The sequence below is a fragment of the Streptococcus sp. HMSC034B05 genome (genome assembly GCF_001809055.1).
Classification (GTDB): Bacteria; Bacillota; Bacilli; order Lactobacillales; family Streptococcaceae; genus Streptococcus; species Streptococcus constellatus.
Genome location: NZ_KV795595.1, coordinates 20,361 through 41,403, shown reverse-complemented (window position 1 = coordinate 41,403; position 21,043 = coordinate 20,361). Strand labels below are relative to the sequence as shown.

General features: G+C 40.1%; 24 protein-coding genes. 4 read left to right on the top strand and 20 right to left on the bottom strand.

Annotated elements, in window-relative coordinates; genetic code table 11:
• Positions 1-23: 23 nt before the first annotated feature.
• Positions 24-203 (top strand): hypothetical protein, encoded by a 180-nt coding sequence (locus HMPREF2542_RS02805; RefSeq protein ID WP_058670025.1) that lies wholly within the window; start codon positions 24-26, stop codon positions 201-203.
• A 344-nt stretch (positions 204-547) separates the two neighbouring features.
• On the opposite strand, the gene HMPREF2542_RS02800 is transcribed toward HMPREF2542_RS02805, so the two are convergent.
• The 8 genes from HMPREF2542_RS02800 to HMPREF2542_RS02765 all read right to left on the bottom strand — a co-directional run bounded on the left by HMPREF2542_RS02800 (position 548) and on the right by HMPREF2542_RS02765 (position 8,370).
• Entirely contained in the window at positions 548-1,585 is a 1,038-nt protein-coding gene (locus HMPREF2542_RS02800; RefSeq protein WP_058670024.1) for an aldose epimerase family protein, read from the bottom strand.
• A gap of 42 nt (positions 1,586-1,627) precedes the next feature.
• A complete protein-coding gene (lacD, locus tag HMPREF2542_RS02795) occupies positions 1,628-2,629 on the bottom strand; it encodes a tagatose-bisphosphate aldolase (protein WP_058670023.1) in 1,002 nt (333 codons plus the stop codon).
• Positions 2,630-2,639: 10 nt separating this feature from the next.
• Positions 2,640-3,809, bottom strand: coding sequence for an SIS domain-containing protein (locus HMPREF2542_RS02790; RefSeq protein WP_058670022.1), 1,170 nt, complete (start codon positions 3,807-3,809; stop codon positions 2,640-2,642).
• A gap of 152 nt (positions 3,810-3,961) precedes the next feature.
• The gene (locus HMPREF2542_RS02785) at positions 3,962-4,366 is read right to left on the bottom strand and encodes a PTS sugar transporter subunit IIA (protein WP_006269222.1); all 405 of its coding nucleotides are present in this window, start codon (positions 4,364-4,366) and stop codon (positions 3,962-3,964) included.
• Positions 4,367-4,383: 17 nt separating this feature from the next.
• Entirely contained in the window at positions 4,384-5,211 is an 828-nt protein-coding gene (locus HMPREF2542_RS02780; RefSeq protein ID WP_003075051.1) for a PTS system mannose/fructose/sorbose family transporter subunit IID, read from the bottom strand.
• Positions 5,198-6,091: a PTS mannose/fructose/sorbose/N-acetylgalactosamine transporter subunit IIC gene (locus HMPREF2542_RS02775; RefSeq protein WP_006269047.1), complete on the bottom strand. Its 894-nt coding sequence runs from the start codon at positions 6,089-6,091 to the stop codon at positions 5,198-5,200. Before HMPREF2542_RS02775 ends, HMPREF2542_RS02780 begins: the two co-directional genes overlap by 14 nt.
• A gap of 18 nt (positions 6,092-6,109) precedes the next feature.
• Positions 6,110-6,586, bottom strand: coding sequence for a PTS sugar transporter subunit IIB (locus HMPREF2542_RS02770; protein ID WP_058670021.1), 477 nt, complete (start codon positions 6,584-6,586; stop codon positions 6,110-6,112).
• Positions 6,583-8,370, bottom strand: coding sequence for a glycoside hydrolase family 35 protein (locus HMPREF2542_RS02765; protein ID WP_058670401.1), 1,788 nt, complete (start codon positions 8,368-8,370; stop codon positions 6,583-6,585). The genes HMPREF2542_RS02770 and HMPREF2542_RS02765 overlap by 4 nt, the downstream gene beginning before the upstream one ends.
• Before the next feature lie 171 nt (positions 8,371-8,541).
• On the opposite strand from HMPREF2542_RS02765, the gene HMPREF2542_RS02760 reads away from it, so the two are divergent.
• Positions 8,542-9,258, top strand: coding sequence for a GntR family transcriptional regulator (locus tag HMPREF2542_RS02760; RefSeq protein WP_058670020.1), 717 nt, complete (start codon positions 8,542-8,544; stop codon positions 9,256-9,258).
• A gap of 300 nt (positions 9,259-9,558) precedes the next feature.
• Here HMPREF2542_RS02760 and HMPREF2542_RS02755 read toward each other — a convergent pair whose 3' ends face one another.
• Genes HMPREF2542_RS02755 through dhaK form a run of 4 tightly spaced genes read right to left on the bottom strand, consistent with a single transcriptional unit; the run spans position 9,559 to position 12,237 of the window.
• A complete protein-coding gene (locus tag HMPREF2542_RS02755) occupies positions 9,559-10,272 on the bottom strand; it encodes an MIP/aquaporin family protein (RefSeq protein WP_058670019.1) in 714 nt (237 codons plus the stop codon).
• 12 nt (positions 10,273-10,284) lie between these two features.
• A complete protein-coding gene (dhaM, locus tag HMPREF2542_RS02750; RefSeq protein ID WP_006270389.1) occupies positions 10,285-10,659 on the bottom strand; it encodes a dihydroxyacetone kinase phosphoryl donor subunit DhaM in 375 nt (124 codons plus the stop codon).
• Complete coding sequence (gene dhaL, locus HMPREF2542_RS02745) at positions 10,656-11,237, bottom strand: dihydroxyacetone kinase subunit DhaL (protein WP_058670018.1); 582 nt, start codon at positions 11,235-11,237, stop codon at positions 10,656-10,658. The genes dhaM and dhaL overlap by 4 nt, the downstream gene beginning before the upstream one ends.
• Positions 11,238-11,247: 10 nt before the next feature.
• Positions 11,248-12,237, bottom strand: coding sequence for a dihydroxyacetone kinase subunit DhaK (gene dhaK / locus HMPREF2542_RS02740; RefSeq protein ID WP_049476182.1), 990 nt, complete (start codon positions 12,235-12,237; stop codon positions 11,248-11,250).
• A 157-nt stretch (positions 12,238-12,394) separates the two neighbouring features.
• On the opposite strand from dhaK, the gene dhaS reads away from it, so the two are divergent.
• Together dhaS and dhaQ are read left to right on the top strand one after the other, a co-directional pair.
• Entirely contained in the window at positions 12,395-12,931 is a 537-nt protein-coding gene (dhaS, locus tag HMPREF2542_RS02735) for a dihydroxyacetone kinase transcriptional activator DhaS (protein ID WP_003071245.1), read from the top strand.
• A 9-nt stretch (positions 12,932-12,940) separates the two neighbouring features.
• Entirely contained in the window at positions 12,941-13,927 is a 987-nt protein-coding gene (dhaQ, locus tag HMPREF2542_RS02730; protein WP_006270414.1) for a DhaKLM operon coactivator DhaQ, read from the top strand.
• Positions 13,928-13,985: 58 nt separating this feature from the next.
• On the opposite strand, the gene purB is transcribed toward dhaQ, so the two are convergent.
• The 8 genes from purB to purD all read right to left on the bottom strand — a co-directional run bounded on the left by purB (position 13,986) and on the right by purD (position 20,928).
• Positions 13,986-15,281 (bottom strand): adenylosuccinate lyase, encoded by a 1,296-nt coding sequence (gene purB / locus HMPREF2542_RS02725; protein WP_070484295.1) that lies wholly within the window; start codon positions 15,279-15,281, stop codon positions 13,986-13,988.
• 20 nt (positions 15,282-15,301) lie between these two features.
• On the bottom strand, positions 15,302-16,153 hold the full coding sequence (locus HMPREF2542_RS02720) for a hypothetical protein (protein ID WP_049476180.1): 852 nt from the start codon (positions 16,151-16,153) through the stop codon (positions 15,302-15,304).
• On the bottom strand, positions 16,153-16,392 hold the full coding sequence (locus tag HMPREF2542_RS02715) for a hypothetical protein (RefSeq protein ID WP_049476179.1): 240 nt from the start codon (positions 16,390-16,392) through the stop codon (positions 16,153-16,155). Before HMPREF2542_RS02715 ends, HMPREF2542_RS02720 begins: the two co-directional genes overlap by 1 nt.
• Positions 16,393-16,538: 146 nt before the next feature.
• Positions 16,539-17,264, bottom strand: coding sequence for a hypothetical protein (locus tag HMPREF2542_RS10090; protein ID WP_227743453.1), 726 nt, complete (start codon positions 17,262-17,264; stop codon positions 16,539-16,541).
• Between the two features lie 245 nt (positions 17,265-17,509).
• The gene (locus HMPREF2542_RS10085; RefSeq protein ID WP_227743452.1) at positions 17,510-17,977 is read right to left on the bottom strand and encodes a hypothetical protein; all 468 of its coding nucleotides are present in this window, start codon (positions 17,975-17,977) and stop codon (positions 17,510-17,512) included.
• The gene (gene purK, locus HMPREF2542_RS02705) at positions 17,977-19,068 is read right to left on the bottom strand and encodes a 5-(carboxyamino)imidazole ribonucleotide synthase (RefSeq protein WP_058670016.1); all 1,092 of its coding nucleotides are present in this window, start codon (positions 19,066-19,068) and stop codon (positions 17,977-17,979) included. The genes HMPREF2542_RS10085 and purK overlap by 1 nt, the downstream gene beginning before the upstream one ends.
• On the bottom strand, positions 19,055-19,546 hold the full coding sequence (gene purE / locus HMPREF2542_RS02700) for a 5-(carboxyamino)imidazole ribonucleotide mutase (RefSeq protein WP_058670015.1): 492 nt from the start codon (positions 19,544-19,546) through the stop codon (positions 19,055-19,057). The genes purK and purE overlap by 14 nt, the downstream gene beginning before the upstream one ends.
• 119 nt (positions 19,547-19,665) lie before the next feature.
• Entirely contained in the window at positions 19,666-20,928 is a 1,263-nt protein-coding gene (gene purD / locus HMPREF2542_RS02695) for a phosphoribosylamine--glycine ligase (protein WP_058670014.1), read from the bottom strand.
• Positions 20,929-21,043 lie beyond the last annotated feature (115 nt).

The following is a 21,043-nucleotide window of genomic DNA, read 5'->3' as shown; positions in this document are numbered from 1 at the left end:
GAATTTATAAAAGGAAATAACTAATGAAATCATATCAGGATATAAATAAAGAAACTATAGATAGATGGGTTGAAGAAGGTTGGGAATGGGGTAAACCAACTTCACATGATGAGTATATTAATGCAAAAAACGGAGAGTGGAAGGGTGATTACAGTTTTGATGAATTTAAAATAATTTTACACGGCGATTATTTACGGGAGTAACACATCACTATCTATACAAAAGAATCCTCCGTATTCTTATCAAAACCAGCAAAACACATGGACAGAGTGAAATCTGTTTGTGTGTTTTTTTATTTATATGGAATTTTTGGGTTGTTGATGCAACCAATCCCTCTTTCGCATCAATACCAAGAGTGAGAGGAAGCAAAGAGGTAAAACTCACTTCCTTTTATTATAAAAATTAGGTTAGTAAACTGATTTAACCGTAGATTTTACAAATAGACACTAAAGATTTTTATTTGATGATACTAATATGGAATAAGTATTTTAAACTGGTATTAAATAAAAACGACAGAACAATCAACTGCCGTTTTCAATATTCATTTTCATTTGCTTGTTGCATGATAAATGGTCGTGCTGGTAAAAATCTCACTCGCTTTTAAGATAACATCTGCTTTCAAGTCGCTATGAATGGCATCAGGAAGCGCCTGAGTTTCAAGAGCTAAGCCATTGTGCTGAATCATGGGATGCCCATTTAAAATGACCGTGTCATCCACAAAGTTTGCTGAGTAAGTCACCAAACAAGGTGCACTAGTTTTGAAAGTGAGGTAACGCCCAGATTCTGGCTCATAAAGAGAGCCAGCGTATTCCTGCTTTTTATCCAAAGCAAATGGATGATCTAAGCCTGATACAATCTGAATCTGCTCATCTTGATCTGCAAAAATATCCTTCATAGAAACACCTTGGCAAAGTTGTTTTACAAAGTTATGTTCTGAATCTGGTATTTTAGCAGGTATTCCATCTAGTGCGATAGGATAGACACCGAGAGTATTCAGCTGTAAAATACAATGATCAATTGGCTGACTGAAATCGCCTGTTAAGTTAAAGTAACTGTGGTTAGTTGGATTAACTAAAGTGTCCTTGTCCGTTTGGACTTGATACGAAACCTCTAGCTCACCCACTTCTGTTAAAGTATAAGAAACCCAGACCTTCAAATTTCCTGGAAAACCACCTGTTCCGTCTGTGCGTTCAATATAAAAAGTGACACTTTCATTCGTGACCTCTTCCACTTGAAAAATGGCACTATCCCAGCCAGTAGATCCGCTGTGATTACAATTTTCTGCATTATTGACCTCTAACGGATAGATTGCTCCATTCAACTCGAACTCAGCCTTTGCAATCCGTCCTGCAACTGGTCCAACGCTTGCGCCATATTTAGGGCTATTGCCTACATAAGCATCAAAAGAATCAAACCCAACTACGATATTTGTAAATTCATGATTTCTGTCCGGAGTGACATATTCTAAGATAGTCGCTCCATAAGTCATGACTTTCAAACGATAGCCCAAATCATTTTCAAATGTGTAAGAAACAATATCTTGCCCTTGAAATGTTCCGAAAATAGCTTCTTGATAAGATTTCATACAACTTTCCTTGTTTTTATTACCATTTTACATTTTCCTATTTTAAATATCTAACTTCTCCATCCACGAAACAGCTGTTTCACGTAAGACACGATTTAAGTCATTAATATTTTGACGTCCTGTTTCATCCAACCAAGTTCTAGCTGCATCCGCTCCTTGATCTGCAAAGACCGTAACAGCTTCTTTCCAGGTAGCACGACCACAAAGGACACCATTAAATTGAGAACCTGCCTCATGTGCCACTTTCAGTGTTTCTTGGAAAAGCTCTGCGCTAACTCCAGCACTCAAGAAAATAAATGGCAGATGCGTCGCATCAGATTGTTCCTTAAAGAAAGCCTTAGCTTCTGCGAGACTATAAACTGGTTCTACTCCATCTTTTGCAAAACCTTCTACAAAATGCATATTTACAGGAACTTCGACTTTTAAAACATCTACATTATAACGTGGTTCTGAAAAGAGCTTCATGGCTTCATTGACTTTGTGAGGTTTTACTTTTGCATAATCTGCATCTACTACACTAGTACACTTCGTATCATAAGTCAGAATTTCAAGGAAATAAGGTATATCTTCTGCGAGACATTCACTCCCTACTCGTTCGACCCAAGCTTGTTTGATATCATTGATTTCAGGTTTGTCATCTACATCATAATAAATCAAAACTTTGACTGCATCAGCGCCTAGTTCTTTAATGCGTTTAGCAGACCAATTTGGTAGCAAGTCTGGCAGGCGACCTTCTGTTGTCGCATCATACCCTGTCTTTTCATAAGCAACAATAAGACCGCACTCTGATGCCCGTAATTTAGTAGCGGGGACACCATATTCTGGATCCAAAAGGATAGAAGTTGCATACGGAGTCAACTGACTGGAAATCAATTGTTTAAACTCAATCAGTGCTTCATCGCCCGATACAGTACGTGCCCCACTTGCCAGCATTTTTTTCAGCGAACCTCTCTGATCAATCGCCAAAGCTCCAATCATACCATTTTCATCTGACAGCTTCTTTAAATGTAATAACTTTTCGTGACTAATTTTTAATTTTTCCATAGATTCCTTCCTATTCTTTATCAAACGGGTGAATGATGACACCTTGCACAACACGGTTGACCGTTCCTGTCGGAGACGGTGTGTCTGGACGATTTTGAACCTTAAGGGATGTTAATAAGGCAAATAATTGACCATAGACAATATAAGGGAACACGCGATAAACGTCATCTGCTAGTGATTGGCTAGAAAGAATGATCTGTTCAACATTTTCCAAATCTTCCCTCTGATCTGTCAATAAAATCACCTTGCGGGCAATATCATCTCCAGCCACTTCTCGGACTAAATCAAGATCATATAATTTGGTATATGAGTCTGTCGAACCAAACACCACAATGACCGTTTCTTCATTCACTAATGATTTTGGACCATGGCGGAAACCAACAGGGCTTTCATACATCGTTGCCACTTGCCCGGCAGTCAATTCCAAAATTTTCAGTTGGGCTTCATGCGCCAAACCAAAGAATGGCCCTGCCCCCAGATAAATGACTCGATTGTAATCCAAGGACACCATCTTTTGAATCATTTCTGCCGAATCTAGCACCTTTTGACTCAAAGCTATTAAAGCAGCAATCTTCCCTTCTTTTACAGCTAAATCTGCCTTGTCAAAGACGAGCAAAGCGGTTAACATCATAGACGTAAAGCTTGAGGTCATAGCAAAGCCAGCATCATTTGATAGTGCAGGCTGAAGCAAGAGCAAATTGCGTTCATCACCATGTGCTTGCTGCGCTAACTTCCCTTCTGCTGCACATGTAATTGTAATTTGGTACAGTTCCTCAACCAAATCCTTTGCCAAATCAACTGTTGCCACACTCTCTGGCGAATTTCCGCTACGGGCAAAAGAAACTAAAACAGTCGGTACTTCCTTGTGTAAATACGCCAAAGGATTGGCTACAATATCCGTTGTTGCAATGGCGTTGAAATTCCACTTGCGTTCATCATACAGCTTTCTAAAATAAGGTAAAAGCGTATCTCCAACATAGGCTGATGTTCCAGCCCCTGTCAAAATAACCTTGATATAGTCATGCTTTTCATCAATACCATTTAGAAACGCTACAATCTCATCAGCTTGTGCTTTATAATTTTCAAAAGCCGTCTGCCAAACCTGTGGCTGTTGATAAATTTCTCTCGTGGTGATTTCCGCACCTAATTCAACTAATTTTTCCTTTGTATAATTGAGCATATTTCTCCTTTCTGCTTTGCAGATGTGATGTTTTCTATTAACCAAAAGAAGGGGGCGGGAAATAAGGATTTCTAAGAAATCCATTCTCTTATCCCCTCCTCCTTATTATACCAAGTATGCGCTTTCTCAGCCACTATTAACTGGATATATTTTTATTCATCTTCCTCATCATTCATTGCTGCCAACATATCATTGACCTTCACAATGTATCTGTTTGCTTTTTCAATATATTTTGCTTCCACACCAGTCAAGGCAGAATTGATAAATTCTATCACCATGGGCATATTCATTCCTGCATAGAGTTCAATTTGAAGTCCTTCCAGAATAAGGCGACTAACGACATTACAAGGTGTTCCTCCAAGCAAATCAGCAAAGACAATGTAATCATCTAACTCTTTTACAGTCGCTAAAAATTTAGCCGTAAAGTCGTCTATTCCTTCTTCTGGAAGTAAGGGAACTGTATGAACGAATTCCAGAGGCCCCATAATCATTTCGGTACTTTTTTTCAATTCTTCACAAAAGTGACCATGGCTAACCAGTACAAGTTGTTTTGTCATTTATAAAAAAGCTCCTTTTAAACACCTAAGATTGGCGTATGAGTAAAGTGTGAAAGTGCAGAAACACCAATTGCAATAATAATGACAATAAAGATTGCTTTGGTTGAATTCATACCTTTCTTACCAAGCAGCCAATAAACAAATCCAGTAAACAATGCCGGAACCAAACGCGGGAAGATTTTATCCAACGTTTCTTGAAGATTGAATTTTACACCACCGAAACTTTGTACATAAGTAAACTTAAAGTTAATCATTGTAGCAATCAAAGCAGCTACCATGAACACACCAAGAACAGTTGCAGCATCTGTGATTGCGGACAACTTATCCTGCATCGTTGTAACTAATTTGACGCCTTCTTTGTGGGCAAATTCTAATTGTTTCCAACGGAAAACGTTAATCGCAATCGTTACTCCTATCCAAAGGAAAATACCAAGAGGATTGCCATCAATGGCAAGACCTGCTGCCAAGCCACCCATGATTGCAGGAATAGTTGAACCAAAAATCGCATCACCAATCGCTGCAAATGGACCCATTAACCCAGTCTTAATCCCTGTAACAGTATCTTTAGCCGCAACCCCTTCATTTTCTTCAAGCGCAAGGTCAATCCCTGTCACCAAAGTATGGAAAAAGTTAGACGTGTTGAAAAATTGCGTATGTGTTCGCATCATTTCTTTTAATTCTGGCGTACCATCACCGTATATCTTACGCAACTGCGGCAAAATCATATAGAGATAACCTGATGCTTGCATACGCTCGTAGTTCCAACCCCATTGGAAAGTAAAGAGACTACGACGGTTGATTTGTTTAAAATCTTCTTTTGTTAATTTGTAATTAGAGTTCGTCATCGTCAATTTCCCCACTTTCTGATTGTTCCGCAGCAACAGTCACCACTTGTTTGTTGATAGCATTTTGATAGCTAAGAGCTGCTAAAGCAAAGCCAATAATTGCAATTCCAATCATTGGAAGACCCTCAAACTTAGCTCCACCGAGAGCCTTTGCAATGGGTTTGACAGCACTTGATGCTGTCGCTAATGTTGAAATATAGTCAAAAACAACTTTCAACATTGCTGTAATGGCAAAGCCTAAACCAAGATAATGAAGGTTTTTCTTTACTGGAAGGTAACGAAGCAAAATTGCAAAACCGACACCAGGAAGCATTTTACCTGCAAGAATCAAACCATCTGCAATCCATTGTGCATTATTGGCAAGCCAATCAGAGAATGCTTTTACAGCATCCCCACCAAGCCACAAAGCTAAAAATACTGGAAGTGCTCGTGAAAGCCCCCATGGAATAGCACCGAGTAAGTAATTGCGTTCAACACCTTTGTAGTCAAATTTTTCAACCGCTGTATCAATACGATGTGCAAAGTAAGTTGTAGAGAAACGTCCAAGAACATCAGTATAAACCAGCAACGCTGCTACCGGAACTGCGATAGCTGAAATCGCCAATTCCGCTTTGATACCTGTTGCCACAGAGAATGCTGTTGCAAGAACTGCACCAGAGGTTGCATCAATCCGAGAAGCACCGCCGAATGTACCAACCCCGAGTACAACCAGTTGTAAACTACCACCGATAAATAGGCCTGTCTTCAGATCACCCATGACCAGACCCGTAATAAATCCTGCAAAAACAGGAGATCCTGCTGATGAGTTAATTGTTAACTCATCTAAAATTTGATACGCTGAATACAGCGTTAGTAAGAGAATTTGCCACCATTGTATCATAACAATGACCTCCTAAATTTATTTCAATAATTTCATAAAGTCTTCGGCTGGGTCGTTTGGAACCATTTGGGCTGTTAGAACCACACCTTTGTCATGTAATTTGTTAAATACGGCTACATCTTCATCCACCACATTGATCGATCGTGTGACCGAACGCGTTTCAGATGTCTGCGACATATTGCCCACATTGAGCGTTTCGATTGGTACTCCTGCTTCTACTAATCTCAAAAAACGATCTGGCTTTTTCGCAACAATGAGCAGACGCTGGCTATCGTATTTGCCTGCTAGGATATTTTCTACCGCTTTTGCAACTGGTAACACACTCAATTTTACACCAGCTGGTGTCGCCAACTTCAAGCCACTCTTTTCAATAGTATTTTCTGCTACTTCATCATCTACAACCATAATGCGTGAAATATTTAATGTTGTAGTCCAAAGATTGGCTACTTGCCCATGGATCAAACGTCCATCAATCCGATTAGCTATAATTGTCATAGTTTATCCCCCTTTATTGGTTTAAATGTAGGTTTATGAACTAAATCAATGAATTTACTATATTTTCCTTCGGTTTCAAAAATAATAATGCGATTGTTTCCAATCCGTAATAGACCATGTGGAATATAAAGTGATAAGGTTGGTCCAACATCCCAGAAACGGCCAATATTGACACCGTTGACAAAGACAATTCCTTTGCCAAAGTTGGTCAAATCCAGATAAGTATCTTTAAGCATTTTCAATTCCGCATCAAACGCATAGAATGCTGGCTGATCTTCATACCATTCTTTCGTAAAATCAATCGCTTCTGGATTTTTGAACTCTAATGGATACTGATTCCAATGAAGCATAAAATGGAGATCTTTGCAAACTCCTGTGCGAATACCTTTATGCTGCGTATCTGCCAGTAATTTATGTCCGTAGTTGACCCGTCCCATATTTTCCATGAGAATGTCAATTGTGTGATTAGTACCTTTTTCAGCAGCAACAAAGATGTCTTGTCCGATTTCTGTCTGGTATTGGGTCGTAATAAAGTTCCCGTCTACAAAAAGCTGCATCCGATCACGCCCGTCAATGACACGAACTCGTTCCTTATCCGCATCCCATTCTGCTTGTGTACGATAGAGCAGATAGCCAACATTTTGACCCAACTCCTCCATTTTCATAGGATACAGACTCTCGATTGGCTGCGCTATATCTTCTAAAGTCTCAAATAAGCTAACTTTCTCACTGAGCGGAATATTCTTTAACTCAAACGTTTCTTTTACCAAAGGCTCTCTCTGTGGATACTCTGGATAATATTTTTTTAACATTCGCTGAATGGCAAAGTATTTTGGTGTTGGATTTCCTTGTTCATCAAGGAGAGCTTCGTAATCATAAGACGTTACTTGTGGCAGGTCAATGCTTCCTCGCGCTGAACAACCATTCATGAACCCAAAATTTGTTCCTCCATGAAACATATAAAGGTTGATACTGCCTTGTTGTAAGACTTCGTGAACCGCTTCAGCTAATTCTTCTGGATCTCGCGTGACAGTTGGCTCTTTCCAACGATTGAACCAACCGTCCCAAAATTCCATACACATGAGTGGCCACTTTTTGTCATGCTCATCAAAGAATTCCTGCATCTGCGCAAAATTTTCTTTTGCCTTAGAGCCAAAATTCCCCGTTACAAACACATCATCTTCAATCAGCGTTCCTGCTCGTAGGGTGCCCCGCCAGGGTCCATCTGACGTAAAGAGCGGACAAGTCACACCTCGCTCTTGCATCATGTCTCGAACAGCTCTCAAGTATTCCTTATCTTCACCATAAGAGCCATATTCATTTTCTACTTGCATCATGAGAATATTGCCCCCATTTTCCAAAAGATGTGGCACTAATCGTGGAAGCAATTCATCATAATAGTTGGCAACTGCAGCAAGATAAGCAGGATCAGAAGACCGAATTCTCATGTTTTCTTCTAAGAGCCAAGCAGGTAAACCGCCAAATTCCCATTCTGCACAGATATAGGGAGAACTCCGAAGAAGAACATACAGTCCCAAATTTTGTGCTGTTTGCAAGAATTTTTCTACATCAAGGATAGCTTCAAAATCAAATTGCCCTTTTATTGGCTCATGCATATTCCAAGGAATATAGGTTTCTACTGTATTAAAGCCCAGAGCTTTTAAATTATAAAGTGAATGGTACCAATCATCTGGCTGGATCCGAAAATAATGAATAGCACCAGATAATATTTTAAAAGGCTGTTGATTCAGATAAAATTCTTCTCTAATCTCAAATCTTGCCAAACCATTTCCCTCTTTCACACAATAATTTTCTTGTAATCGTTTACATAGGTTAATATAATATATTTTGCATGAAATGTCAATAGTTTTTTTAAAATTTAATAAATTTAACCATTTTATTGAAATTTATGGTAAAATTTTTTATGAGAGGGAAGTGAAAGAGAGGTGAACAATATGGCAATCCCTAAGTACCAATACATAAAAGACGAACTCAAAAGTAAGATTATCTCAGGTCAATTTGAAAATGGAGATAAATTTTATACAGAAGCTGAGCTAATCACAATGTACGATGTGAGTTCTATTACCGTTGTCAGAGCTCTAAACGAGTTAGCAAAAGATGGGTACATTATCCGCCAACAAGGAAAAGGAACATTTGTGTCACGCGCCCGCAAGCACAAACTCGTTGAATTTTCTGACGTTGAGATATTTCCTACCCAAACTGATCAAGTGACCGTTTTATCGATCGAACGTGGAAACGACTTAACAATTCTTGACAAGTTAGAGCTAAAGGGACATCAATTTTACTATAAAATTGAGAGGCTCCGTAAAGCGAAAGATATCCCCTACATCTATCATCAAACTTATATTCCAGAGCAATATATCAATGCCAACTATCCAAATCTTGAATATTATAGCTCTATCTACAACCGCTTTAAACAAGATTATCATATCCACATGAATGATGAGCACTTTGAAGAAACAAATGAAATAATCTTCCCGACACCAGAAACTGTTGCAACATTACTGGACATTGACACAAACTTCCCAACGGTCTTCCAAGTAAAAACAACACAGTTAGAAAGCACGGGGCAAATTCTAGAGTATAGCGAAGCCTACAAACGTGGCGACTTCTTTAAAATCAAGTTCGTGTCACGCAGTGGAAATCATTAATTATTTTTACGTAAAGAACATCTGAGCGTCAGTTGTTCTTTTTTATATCTTAAAATTATTATAACCTATCTAGACCAATTTTGAAACAAAAAAGTACTATTTCGAAAAAATATATACTAAACACGAGACAAACTACTGTTCATCTCGCGTTTGTTTTATTTTAGGGAACTATATCGCAGTTTACACCAATCACAATATGTAGTATTTTGAAACAAGATTTTTGCAAATTTGACAATCATACTTTGTGGTTGTGTACAGATATATAATTCCTTTATTTTAAATATCTTGCCTTTGATATTCTTACATCATGCTTAAAACAAGATTATAAAGCAAAGCCCCTACAACACTACCAACGATTGGACCCAAAACTGGAATCCAAGCATAGGACCAGTCAGAATCTCCTTTATTCGCAATTGGTAAAACAGCATGCATGATACGCGGTCCCAAATCCCTTGCTGGATTGATCGCATAACCTGTCGTTGGACCAAGTGAAAAACCGACTGCAAAAATAACCATTCCTACGATGATAGGTCCTAGACCAGCAGCAACTTTATTAGGTCCAATTGCCATAATCGTAATGACGAGAACAGCCGTTCCCAATGCTTCACCTAAAAAGTTAGAGACTGTATGGCGAATGGCTGGACCAGTTGAAAAACTAGCTAAAATCAAGCCGGAATCTTTCGTTTCAGCCCAGTGAGGATAGTAATGAAGCCATAGAACGAAAGCTGCAACCATTGCACCCAGCATTTGTGCAATAATGAAAGGAAAGACTTGCCCCCAACTAATCGCTCCAATAGAGGCCATTGCGAATGTGACCGCTGGATTCAAGTGAGCTGGACTAAAAAATCCGGATACATAAACCGCTACGGTACAGGCAATCCCCCAGCCTAAAACGATAGCAACCCAGCCGGTTCCTTCTTCTTTCGTCTTGCTCAAAACATTCCCGGCAACAACCCCGTCGCCAAGCAATACTAGGATAAAAGTTCCTAAAAATTCACCGAGATACTGAATCATAATCAAACTCCTTTATTTCTTAATTTCTAACTCTTTCAATTGTTCTTGTATAGTCGCCAAATCTGCACCAGCTTGCAAAAGAGCAGCCGCAGTATAAGCTCCTTCAACAATGGGAACATTGTTAATGATGATGTCTTTATCTGAAAAATCTGCTACTAGCTCCAGATTCATGCGAGCCGATCCAAGATCAAAGAAAGCTAAAATCTTCTCTGCTTCATTGGCTTCTACAATCGTTTGGACTTGCTCAAAACTTGTACCAATACCTCCATCTTCTGTACCACCTACATAGGTCAGTAAGACATCTTTAGCGACTTCTAAAATTAAATCCACAACGCCTTGAGCGATCCATTTTGAATGAGAAACCACGACAATCCCAACTTCTGTCATGCCAGTCCCTCCGCTTCTAGCAAGGCTTCAAAAAGCAAGCCTGATGAATACGAACCTGGATCAATATGCCCAATCGAACGTTCACCCACATAAGAAGCTCGACCTTTCGTTGCTTTCATATCTTTGGTTGATTCAACCAAAGCACGAATGGTTTCTTTGGTCAATTCTTCTCTTCGAATCGCTTCTACCACACCATCCCAGACATCTACCATCGTTTTTTCACCGACGCTCGCTTTCCCACGCTTTTGAATCATATCAAGTCCTGCTTGAACAGCTTCCACCAAGCTAGTGCCTTCCTTCTCAGCCTTCATTATTCCCATAAAGGCCGAGCCGTAAAGGGGGCCAGAGGCCCCGCCAACCTTGCTAAGCAATTGCATGGAGACAACTTGAAAGACTTCTGCTGAATCGACAAAATCCTTTCCTTCCAAATTTTCAACGACAGCGGCCATACCGCGCGCCATATTTCCTCCGTGATCCCCGTCACCAATAGGGGTGTCTAACTCTGACAGATAGTCTTTATTTGCTTGAATTTTTTCGTTAAAGAGAAGCATCCATTTCTTTGCTAATTCTGCATCCATATCATACCTCCTACCAAGCAATTGTTGTAACAGGACTATTTAATGCGTCTACCCATTCTTTGTGCTCTAGCTTGATAAAAGTCAAAGAAATGCCTGCCATATCAATAGATGTCATGTAGTTTCCTAATTTCTTATAGATAACTTCCAGACCTGCTGTTGCAAGGATTCCAGCCACATCGTTTGCAAAGACATACTGTTCCATGAGCGGTGTTGCACCCATGCCATTGATAAGGATTCCGATTTTATCGCCTGCTTTGAGTTCAAAAGAGTCTTTCAATTTTTCCACTAATTCTTGTGCCAATTCTTTAGATGGCTGCATTTTTTCTTTGCGATAACCAGGTTCTCCATGAATGCCGATTCCAAATTCAATTTCGTCATCAGCTAAGATAAAGCCGGGTTTTCCGACTTCAGGAACGGTTGCTCCACTGAGAGCCAGCCCAACCGTATGAATCTGAGGAACCAATTCGTCAGCCAACGCCTTGATTTCACTCAGTGATTTTCCAGCACGCGCAGCATGACCTAAAATCTTATGTACAAAAATCGTACCTGCAACACCGCGTCGACCTTGCGTGTAAAGGCTATTTTCTACAGCAATATCATCATCGACAACAACACTTGCCACCTCGATTCCTTCCATTTCTGCCATATCTTGTGCCATTTCAAAGTTCATGATGTCACCAGAATAATTCTTGATAACCATGAACACACCTGCGCCCTCGTCTGCTTCTTTGATTGCTTGCAAGACTTGGTCAGGAGTTGGCGAAGTAAAGACCGCTCCGCAAATCGCAGCCGAAAGCATACCGTTGCCCACAAAGCCAGCATGTGCAGGCTCATGACCACTACCGCCACCTGAGATAATAGCTACTTTGCCAGACTTTTCGCTATTTCGGGCAATGATGTCAAAGCCTTCTACACGATGCACCAAATCACTGTGGATATAAGCCAAACCGTCCAGCATTTCGTCCACAACAGCCGTTGGTTGATTGATAATTTTTTTCATGAGTTTCTCCTTTGCTTTATGTTTCTTATTTTTATTGTAAAATTCTTTGCTCTATTTTGGAACGGACAAAAGCAAAAATATGTCCCACTTTTTTAGTTTTCCTATTGCATCATTCATGATAAACTAAGGATAGAACAGAAAAGACTAAGGAGTAAAAATGACATTATCCTTAATCACGAAAAAAAGGATTGCCAAATCCTTTAAAAAATTATTAAGCAAACAATCCTTTGAAAAAATCTCCGTTCGGCAAATTATGGAAGACGCCGGTATTCGCAGGCAAACTTTTTACAATCATTTTCTGGACAAGTATGAATTATTAGAATGGATTTTTCAGACAGAGCTGCGAGAGCAGGTGACGGATAATCTGGAATATATCTCTGGCTATCAGCTGCTGCAAGAATTACTGCATTATTTTAGCGTCAATAAGAGCTTTTATGCACAATTATTTGACATCGTTGACCAAAATGACTTTTCTTCTTATTTTCAGACTTATTGTCAGCAGCTTGTCACTAAACTCGTCAGAGAATATCATTCCTGCCCTTTCCACTCTGAAATGGAATATCAGTTTTTTATTCATTATCATAGTCAAGCACTTGCGAATGCTATCAAACATTTGCTGGATTTATCTGAGCAAGATTACGAGCAGCAGGCGCAACTCTTGACACAACTAATCAAAACAGCTATAGAAAATTAAGGCAAGTATATGGTTCACATTATCAATTCAATTCATTCAAGCATTCAGCAAAGCATCAATGCAATTACTCGCATGTATCCTCACCTTTCGCAGCTTAAACAGCTACCCGTCATCTATCACAATCAACACGATTCTTCTGTTGTACCCATTATTTCAGGCGGTGGGAGTGGTCATGAACCAGCTCATTTTGGCTATGTGGGTGATGGTATGTTAGCCGCTGCTATTAGTGGTCCCATTTTTGTGCCACCTTGTGCTGAGCATATTTTGGAAACCATTCGTTTTCTGCATCGAGGTAAGGGCGTTTTTGTCATTATTAAAAACTTTGATGCAGACATTAAAGAATTTTCACAAGCCATTCATCAAGCACGCAAGGAAGGGATTCCAGTCAAGTACATCATTTCTCATGATGATATTTCTGTCGAAAAAAGTAATTTCCAAATTCGCCACCGTGGGGTTGCAGGAACGATTCTGTTACATAAAATCCTCGGGCAAGCTGCCAAAGAAGGGACTAGTCTAGATGAATTGGAAAAGCTCGCTCTTTCTCTTTCCACTTCCATTGCGACACTAGGAGTGGCTACAAAATCTACAACTTTACCAAGCCAGCAACTGCCTATCTTTGATTTGCCCCAAGGTCAAATTTCCTACGGAATTGGAATCCATGGAGAACCTGGTTATCGGATGGTGACGTTTGAATCTTCCGAACTGCTCGCTGTGGAGCTTATCAACAAAATCAAAATGAAATTCAAATGGCAAGAAGGACAAGAGTTTATTCTCCTCATCAATAACTTAGGTGGCACTTCAAAATTAGAAGAACTCGTTTTCACAGACGATATTCTGCAACTATTGGATATTGAGGGCTTGAAACTTTCTTTTATCAAAACAGGTCACCTCATCACAAGCCTAGATATGGCAGGGCTTTCTGTTACATTGTGTCAAGTGAAAGACAGCGCTTGGATAACAGGCTTAACAGCTCCGACCGATAGCTTTGCTTGGTGAGAGAGCAAAAATCCAGAGAGTGGGAGTCTGTCCCACTCTCTGGATTTTTAATTTTATGTTAATCCAATCCCACGCGTTTAAAAATTTCATCTACGCGTTTAGTATAGTAAGTCGGATCAAAGATTTCGTCAATTTCTTCTTGACTCAAGCGAGACGTGATCTCTGGATCTGCTTCCAGCAATGGTTTGAAGTCTACTTGATTATCCCAAGACTGAGCTGTTTTTGGTTGTACTAAGTCATAGGCTTGTTCACGGGTCATGCCTTTTTCAATCAAGGTCAGCATAGCCCGCTGGCTGAAAATGAGACCAAAGGTAGAGCCCATGTTGCGCTTCATGTTTTCTGGGAAGACAGTCAAGTTTTTCACGATATTACCAAAGCGATTGAGCATGTAGTCAATCAGAATGGTCGTATCAGGCGCGATAATGCGCTCAGCCGATGAGTGGGAAATATCGCGTTCGTGCCAGAGAGAGACATTCTCAAAGGCTGTAATCATGTGACCACGGATCACACGCGCAAGCCCTGTCATGTTTTCAGATCCAATAGGATTGCGTTTGTGGGGCATGGCAGAGCTGCCCTTTTGCCCCTTGGCAAAGAACTCTTCTACTTCACGCTGCTCGGATTTTTGCAGACCGCGGATTTCTGTCGCCATACGCTCGATTGATGTGGCAATGCTTGCCAGCACTGCAAAATACTCGGCGTGCAGGTCACGCGGTAAGACTTGAGTCGAAATTTCCTGAGCACGAATGCCTAATTTATCACAAACATATTTTTCCACAAATGGCGGAATGTTGGCAAAATTCCCAACAGCACCAGAGATTTTTCCAGCCTCCACGCCAGCAGCAGCATGCTCAAAACGCTCAATATTACGCTTCATTTCACTGTACCAAGTCGCAAGCTTGAGACCAAAAGTCGTTGGCTCCGCATGAACACCGTGCGTACGCCCCATCATGATGGTAAACTTGTGCTCCTTAGCCTTATCAGCGATGATAGTAAGGAAATTATCCAAGTCCTTACGAATGATGGCGTTAGCCTGTTTGTAAAGATAACCATAGGCCGTGTCCACCACGTCTGTCGAGGTCAGGCCAAAGTGCACCCACTTGCGCTCATCACCCAGCGTCTCAGAAACCGCACGGGTAAAGGCCACCACATCGTGACGCGTTTGCTGCTCAATCTCCAGAATGCGATCAATATCAAAATCCGTCTTCTCGCGAATCTTGGCCACATCTTCCTTAGGAATCTCACCCAACTCAGCCCAAGCCTCGTCAGCCAAGATTTCCACTTCCAACCAAGCACGGTACTTGTTTTCTTCACTCCAAATGTTCGCCATCTCAGGGCGAGAGTAACGGTTGATCATTGTTAGTTTCTCCTATAATTTTATCTGCCTGATAGTAATGATGAAATAACTCCACCTAAAGTTCCTGATATTATATCTTTAATAAATTGTTGATTAAAAAATGATGCATTTTCTTTAACAATTACAGTAAATTCAGACTCGCTATTTTTGTCAGTTGCAGCAAGTAAATCCTTTAAAATTTCGATAGATTGCTCAGATAGAACAGAAGCATTGTTAACAATCTGTTGAAGTTGTTTAGAAAGTTCCGACCACGGAAACTCAACATTCATATTAGATTTTTCTAAAATAGAATCTGTAACAATATTTGAGTTAACATTGTTGTCCCCATTAAATGTGACATTATTACCCGAACCAAAATCATTTCCAACTACATTATCATTACCTGATACAGTTGTTTTATATGAGCCTGTTTCAAAAATATTTTGTTCCCCACCAATTTGTTGATGTTTTATATCAATAAAAGTGATCTGATTTTTATCACCAAAAGATTTTTTAATTACTTCATATACTTTGTCTCGAAATATTTCTTCCTTAAAAAACAAATAAGAATTTTTGCTAGACCCTAAATTGAACTCTATGTAATATTTTGTTTTAAGATATTTCTCATAACGGTTATATACAATATAAATGTACAAAGCCAAAAAAGTAATCGGAATGATATTTGGAATAAAATCTATCGGAAACATTATTAACATAATAGCTACAAAAACTATTTCTTTCAAAGAAATTCTAAACGCCAATGTTGCTTTTGTCATCATAGAAATATTATCTATCTGAATAACATCGTTTTGAGTAGCTATTGCATGCTCCTTTATGCTAAGAGTATCCGTTTCAATAGTATTATTTTCATTATTAAATAAATCTAAAATCATTATCCTTCTCTCTCCTTAAACTCCTCTTTCCCAATCCATACTGATGGGTAGTGATCTAGTGTATTCAAATCAGTATCCAATGGCAAATCATAGATAGCCAAATAGTTATCGGGGTATTGAGCAATTAATTCATCATATTTGGCTTGCACCTTGTCATGGTCAGCGCTAGCAAACAAGACTTCAACAACTGCTCCAGTCTTATCCTTTTCAACAAATGCATTAACGATAATTTGTATCATAGTAATCAACCTAGTTAGTAATCTATATTCAGTTTAGAGAATTTGATACCATCGTTCCTTTCTTTTATATTTATAGACAAATTAAGAAATCTTTACTATGACACATAAGCATATTTATTCTTTCTAGTTTATGCATCACTATCGATTTAATATGCATTATTAAAGATTTTCTCCAACGTTTCATTATTTTCAGCTACTTCGTCTAATTCTCGTTTCGTTGTATATCTTATATTCTGAGGTGGATATGTATTACCCAAATGAATCAAGTGATCATATTTTTGGGGTTCACCATCAAATATTACTTTCCAATATCCAAAAGCATTTTCAGATGGAATTATTTTTTTAACTTTTGCAATATATTGAATACCACTTCTAGGTTTTATTTCATATCCAGCAATATATTTAATTTTACTTCTTCTATTTTTTCCAATACGAATATCATACCATTCATTATCTTTTAAGAAAACTTGTTCAAACCCCTCCTTCTGTGCTGGAACAATGATAGTTAAGTCATCCTCTGACATTTCTTCTTTTGGAATTCCAATGTCAATTGAATTTTTTTGTTCTAAAATTTTCGTTTCATTTATAATTTCCTCATCAGTCTTTTCATTTAAATGAGCATAAAACTCAACATGAGAATCAAAGTCATCGTTGCTAAAATCTATTAAATTTGTAACTTGTCGGTCTTTTTTTAATTGTTGGTATTCTTTAAAGTATGCTCGTTTTATTTCACTATCCTCCGACTGAAGGGAATTACTTATTCTTTCAGCCTCTCCTATAAGTGGTTCCGTATTTCTTCTATCCGTTATACTTTCATTCTCGATCGAAGAGATTACTTCTTCAAGCTTATCATTTAATTCATCAACCTTCAATTTACAATTCTCATATTCTTTTTGTGAGAACTTTTTACAATGAGCAATTGTATTACGAGTCTTACGAATTTCTTCAAGTAGTTCATTTATCTCTGTCCCTTCCTTCTGACTACCTGTTAATAGCGAACTGTCCCAAAAACTTTTAGGGAAAAGAGTAGGACTAGGGACACTTTGTTCTTCAATACAATACTTTATGTGATCTATAAATTCTTCAGTTATAGCCCCTCTATCAAATATTTCTTTAATTAACTTACTAAATGTAAAATCATTTTTTCCATATTTTTCAGGGTTGTTTGAAATTTGTCAAGTTTACCACTTTCATCAGAAATATAGAATAACTCTTTTAAAAATTCTTGAGTTTTTCTTTCAATATCGTGTAATTTTGAATATATTTTTTTAGAGTAGTAGCTACTTATTCCATCAAAAATACACCTAAACTCATTAAATTTATGTTCGTTCTTAGTTATTTCAGTAATAATAGAGTCAAAATGTTCTAAAGATTCAACATCCTCACTACTAACCGTTATAATACCCGTTGGTTTTTTTGAACTATTCTCATAAATTATATTAATATCCAACGTTTTATCATCTATTTCAGCCTTACCATTTTTTATATCTAATTTTTCTGGATTTTGCGTCAAATTCCGAATTAAAACCTCTTTGTTAGAGATAATATTATTTCCAGTTATTTTAAAAATATATTTCTGATACATTACCAATCAATCCCTTCCCCAAACTCTCTCACTTCATCAGGCTTATCACTAAAGAGGGTCACATGCCCCATCTTTCGGTTGTGCTTCGCTTCTATTTTACCATACATGTGGAGATGGGCGCTTGGATTTTCTGCGACATATTTTTTAGCGGTCTCAACATGCTGGCCGAGAACATTGAGCATGACGGCAGGCGCATGTAGCTGGATAGCTGGCAATGGTGCTCCCAGAACTCCTAAAATGTGGGTGTCAAACTGGGAGAAGTCACAAGCCTCAATCGAGTAGTGGCCTGAGTTGTGTGGACGTGGAGCAATCTCATTGACGATGATGTCATCAGCTGTCGCAAACATCTCCACGCAAAGAGTTCCAGACAGATTAAGCTGTTCTGCGATTCGCACCGCCATGGTTTTAGCTTTCTCAGTTAGACTATCAGAAATACGAGCTGGGACAATAGTCTTAGACAGGATATTGTTGCGATGGATGTTTTCCTGAACAGGGAAAACCGTCACATCCTTGCCATTTCCTGACACGATGACGGAAATTTCAAGGTCAAAATCGACAAATTCTTCCAAAACGCAGTCTGCTGAGTCAGCTAGCGCATAGGCTTCTTCCAAGTCTTTTGCCGAGCGAATGACCTTTTGCCCATGTCCATCATAGCCGCCTGTTGCAGTCTTGAGGACATAGTTTTTCGACAGGTCGATATCAGCCAAGTCTTGGCTAGAAGTCACGACCTTGTAGGGTGCCACGGTGACTTGGGCCTTGTTTGCGAGAAAATCCTTTTCAAAAATCCGATTTTGAGAAATGCGGAGCAGGTCCGTTCCTTGAGGGAGCTGACCATCCTTGATGACGGCATCCAGCCCGTCAGCATTAACATTCTCAAACTCATAAGTCAGGACATCACAGCGCTCAGCCAGCTGACGCAGGGCGTCCACGTCATTATAAGGCGCCACGATCATCTCAGACACGCGCGAGGCAGGACAGTCCGCCGTTGGATCCAGCGTCACCACCTTGTGCCCCATGTAGATAGCAGAAATGGCCATCATCTGTCCTAGCTGACCGCCGCCAATGATTCCGATTGTTTTAGATGAGCTCATTGCTAGACTCCTCAGCGATTTTTCCTTGTTCTTCTGCAAAATCTGCTAGCGCTGCTGCTAGGTCTTGGTCCTCAATGGCCAAGATACGCAGGCTTGTCAGGGCAGCGTTGGTCGCTCCCGCTTCCCCAATGGCCATAGTTGCCACAGGTACACCACCTGGCATCTGCACAATGGAATAGAGTGAGTCCAAGCCGCTGAGAGCACGAGATTTGACCGGTACACCAATGACAGGCAGAGTTGTTTTAGCTGCCACCATACCCGGCAAATGCGCGGCACCGCCTGCACCTGCAATGATAACCTTGATGCCGCGGCTGCGGGCTTCTTCTGCATGTTTGAACATGAGGTCTGGTGTGCGGTGGGCTGAGACGACTTTTTTTTCGTAGGCTACACCGAAGCGGTCTAAGACTTCGGCTGTTTTTTGCATGGTGGCCCAGTCAGATTTGGAGCCCATGATGATAGAAATAATTGGTTTAGTCATAATTTTTCCTTTTCTTTTTTTGACAATCACCTTAGGTTGTTCTATTTTAGCTAGCTAACGCTCGCAAATCATCCGAGCATTATCGTATTTGGCAAATTCATCGCCTTTTTCTTATATCTTTATTTAATCGCCTTACTCCCGATATCTTGCCGATAAAAGAGGCCAGTTGTTTCTTGTTCTGCAAGTTTCTTATAGATTTTGTCCTGCGCAGCCTTGACGCTGTCGGCTGTAGTAACCAGCATGTAGACGCGGCCGCCGTTTGACAAGAGCAGCTGGCTATTGCCATCAAACTTAGCCCCTGCATAATAGGTGATTATATCGCCACCGGTCTTTTCTGGCAGAAACACTCCTTTTTCGTAAGCGAGCGGATAGCCATTTGAAGCAACCACCACGCCTAGGGTCACGCCCGAATCCAGCCAAGTGATGTCAGGGTTCCTGCCAGCCAAAATGTCCGTGATATTCTGTGCAAAGTCAGAAGTCAGGCGCGGCAAGATAACTTGGGTCTCGGGATCGCCAAAGCGAGAATTGAACTCAATAACCTTAGGACCGTCCTTAGTCAAGATAAGCCCCGCGTAGAGCACGCCAAGATAAGGGCGCCCCTCAGCAATCATACCCTCAAGCACTGGCTTGATAATAGCATCAACCGACTGGTCAATCACGCTTTGCGGCAGGTGAGGAACAGGAGCGTAGGCACCCATACCGCCTGTATTTGGTCCCTTATCACCATCATAGGCCCGCTTGTGATCCTGCGCCGCAGGCATAATGTAAAACTTGTCCCCATTGACAAAGGCAAAGAGAGAGAATTCCTCGCCATCAAGGAACTCCTCAATAACCACGCGCGCACCCGAGTCGCCGAACTTATTGTCCAGCAGCATTTCATGCGCCGCCTCGACCGCCTGTTCCACGGTTTCAGCCACGACTACTCCCTTACCCAATGCCAAGCCATCCGCCTTGACCACGATTGGAGCGCCCTGCTTTTCTATGTAGGCTTTAGCTTTCTCAAAGTCGGAAAATGTGCCATAGGCTGCTGTCGGAACGCCGTATTTGACCATGATTTCCTTAGCAAAATCCTTAGACCACTCCAGCTCCGCTGCTAACTTAGTCGGACCAAAAGCCTCAAGCCCAGCTTGGTTAAAATCATCAACGATACCAGCCGCTAGCGCATCATCAGGACCAATAAAGGTCCAAGCAATAGCATTTGCTTTGGCAAACTCAATCAACTTGGAATGTTCGGAAATTCCGATATTCACCAAATCCAAACCATCCAGAGTCATGCCATCATTGCCGGGAGCAACAAAGACCTGCTCAACCTCCCGAGACGCCAACAACTTCTTGGCAATCGCATGCTCACGACCACCAGAACCAACAACCAAAAGTTTCATAATTGCCCTCTTTGCGAATTATTTATATCAATTATACCACAAATGTTCGTTTATACCTTTGTTTATCGTGAAATATTTTGATAATAATAAAATCTTATTGTCATTTCTAATTTTT

Excerpts from the sequence above, each read along its gene's own strand:
- HMPREF2542_RS02805 (WP_058670025.1), top strand. The coding sequence starts at position 24 with ATGAAATCATATCAGGATATAAATAAAGAAACTATAGATAGATGGGTT.
- HMPREF2542_RS02800 (WP_058670024.1), bottom strand. The coding sequence starts at position 1,585 with ATGAAATCTTATCAAGAAGCTATTTTCGGAACATTTCAAGGGCAAGAT.
- lacD (WP_058670023.1), bottom strand. The coding sequence starts at position 2,629 with ATGGAAAAATTAAAAATTAGTCACGAAAAGTTATTACATTTAAAGAAG.
- HMPREF2542_RS02790 (WP_058670022.1), bottom strand. The coding sequence starts at position 3,809 with ATGCTCAATTATACAAAGGAAAAATTAGTTGAATTAGGTGCGGAAATC.
- HMPREF2542_RS02785 (WP_006269222.1), bottom strand. The coding sequence starts at position 4,366 with ATGACAAAACAACTTGTACTGGTTAGCCATGGTCACTTTTGTGAAGAA.
- HMPREF2542_RS02780 (WP_003075051.1), bottom strand. The coding sequence starts at position 5,211 with ATGACGAACTCTAATTACAAATTAACAAAAGAAGATTTTAAACAAATC.
- HMPREF2542_RS02775 (WP_006269047.1), bottom strand. The coding sequence starts at position 6,091 with ATGATACAATGGTGGCAAATTCTCTTACTAACGCTGTATTCAGCGTAT.
- HMPREF2542_RS02770 (WP_058670021.1), bottom strand. The coding sequence starts at position 6,586 with ATGACAATTATAGCTAATCGGATTGATGGACGTTTGATCCATGGGCAA.
- HMPREF2542_RS02760 (WP_058670020.1), top strand. The coding sequence starts at position 8,542 with ATGGCAATCCCTAAGTACCAATACATAAAAGACGAACTCAAAAGTAAG.
- HMPREF2542_RS02755 (WP_058670019.1), bottom strand. The coding sequence starts at position 10,272 with ATGATTCAGTATCTCGGTGAATTTTTAGGAACTTTTATCCTAGTATTG.
- dhaM (WP_006270389.1), bottom strand. The coding sequence starts at position 10,659 with ATGACAGAAGTTGGGATTGTCGTGGTTTCTCATTCAAAATGGATCGCT.
- dhaL (WP_058670018.1), bottom strand. The coding sequence starts at position 11,237 with ATGGATGCAGAATTAGCAAAGAAATGGATGCTTCTCTTTAACGAAAAA.
- dhaK (WP_049476182.1), bottom strand. The coding sequence starts at position 12,237 with ATGAAAAAAATTATCAATCAACCAACGGCTGTTGTGGACGAAATGCTG.
- dhaS (WP_003071245.1), top strand. The coding sequence starts at position 12,395 with ATGACATTATCCTTAATCACGAAAAAAAGGATTGCCAAATCCTTTAAA.
- dhaQ (WP_006270414.1), top strand. The coding sequence starts at position 12,941 with ATGGTTCACATTATCAATTCAATTCATTCAAGCATTCAGCAAAGCATC.
- purB (WP_070484295.1), bottom strand. The coding sequence starts at position 15,281 with ATGATCAACCGTTACTCTCGCCCTGAGATGGCGAACATTTGGAGTGAA.
- HMPREF2542_RS02720 (WP_049476180.1), bottom strand. The coding sequence starts at position 16,153 with ATGATTTTAGATTTATTTAATAATGAAAATAATACTATTGAAACGGAT.
- HMPREF2542_RS02715 (WP_049476179.1), bottom strand. The coding sequence starts at position 16,392 with ATGATACAAATTATCGTTAATGCATTTGTTGAAAAGGATAAGACTGGA.
- HMPREF2542_RS10085 (WP_227743452.1), bottom strand. The coding sequence starts at position 17,977 with ATGTATCAGAAATATATTTTTAAAATAACTGGAAATAATATTATCTCT.
- purK (WP_058670016.1), bottom strand. The coding sequence starts at position 19,068 with ATGAGCTCATCTAAAACAATCGGAATCATTGGCGGCGGTCAGCTAGGA.
- purE (WP_058670015.1), bottom strand. The coding sequence starts at position 19,546 with ATGACTAAACCAATTATTTCTATCATCATGGGCTCCAAATCTGACTGG.
- purD (WP_058670014.1), bottom strand. The coding sequence starts at position 20,928 with ATGAAACTTTTGGTTGTTGGTTCTGGTGGTCGTGAGCATGCGATTGCC.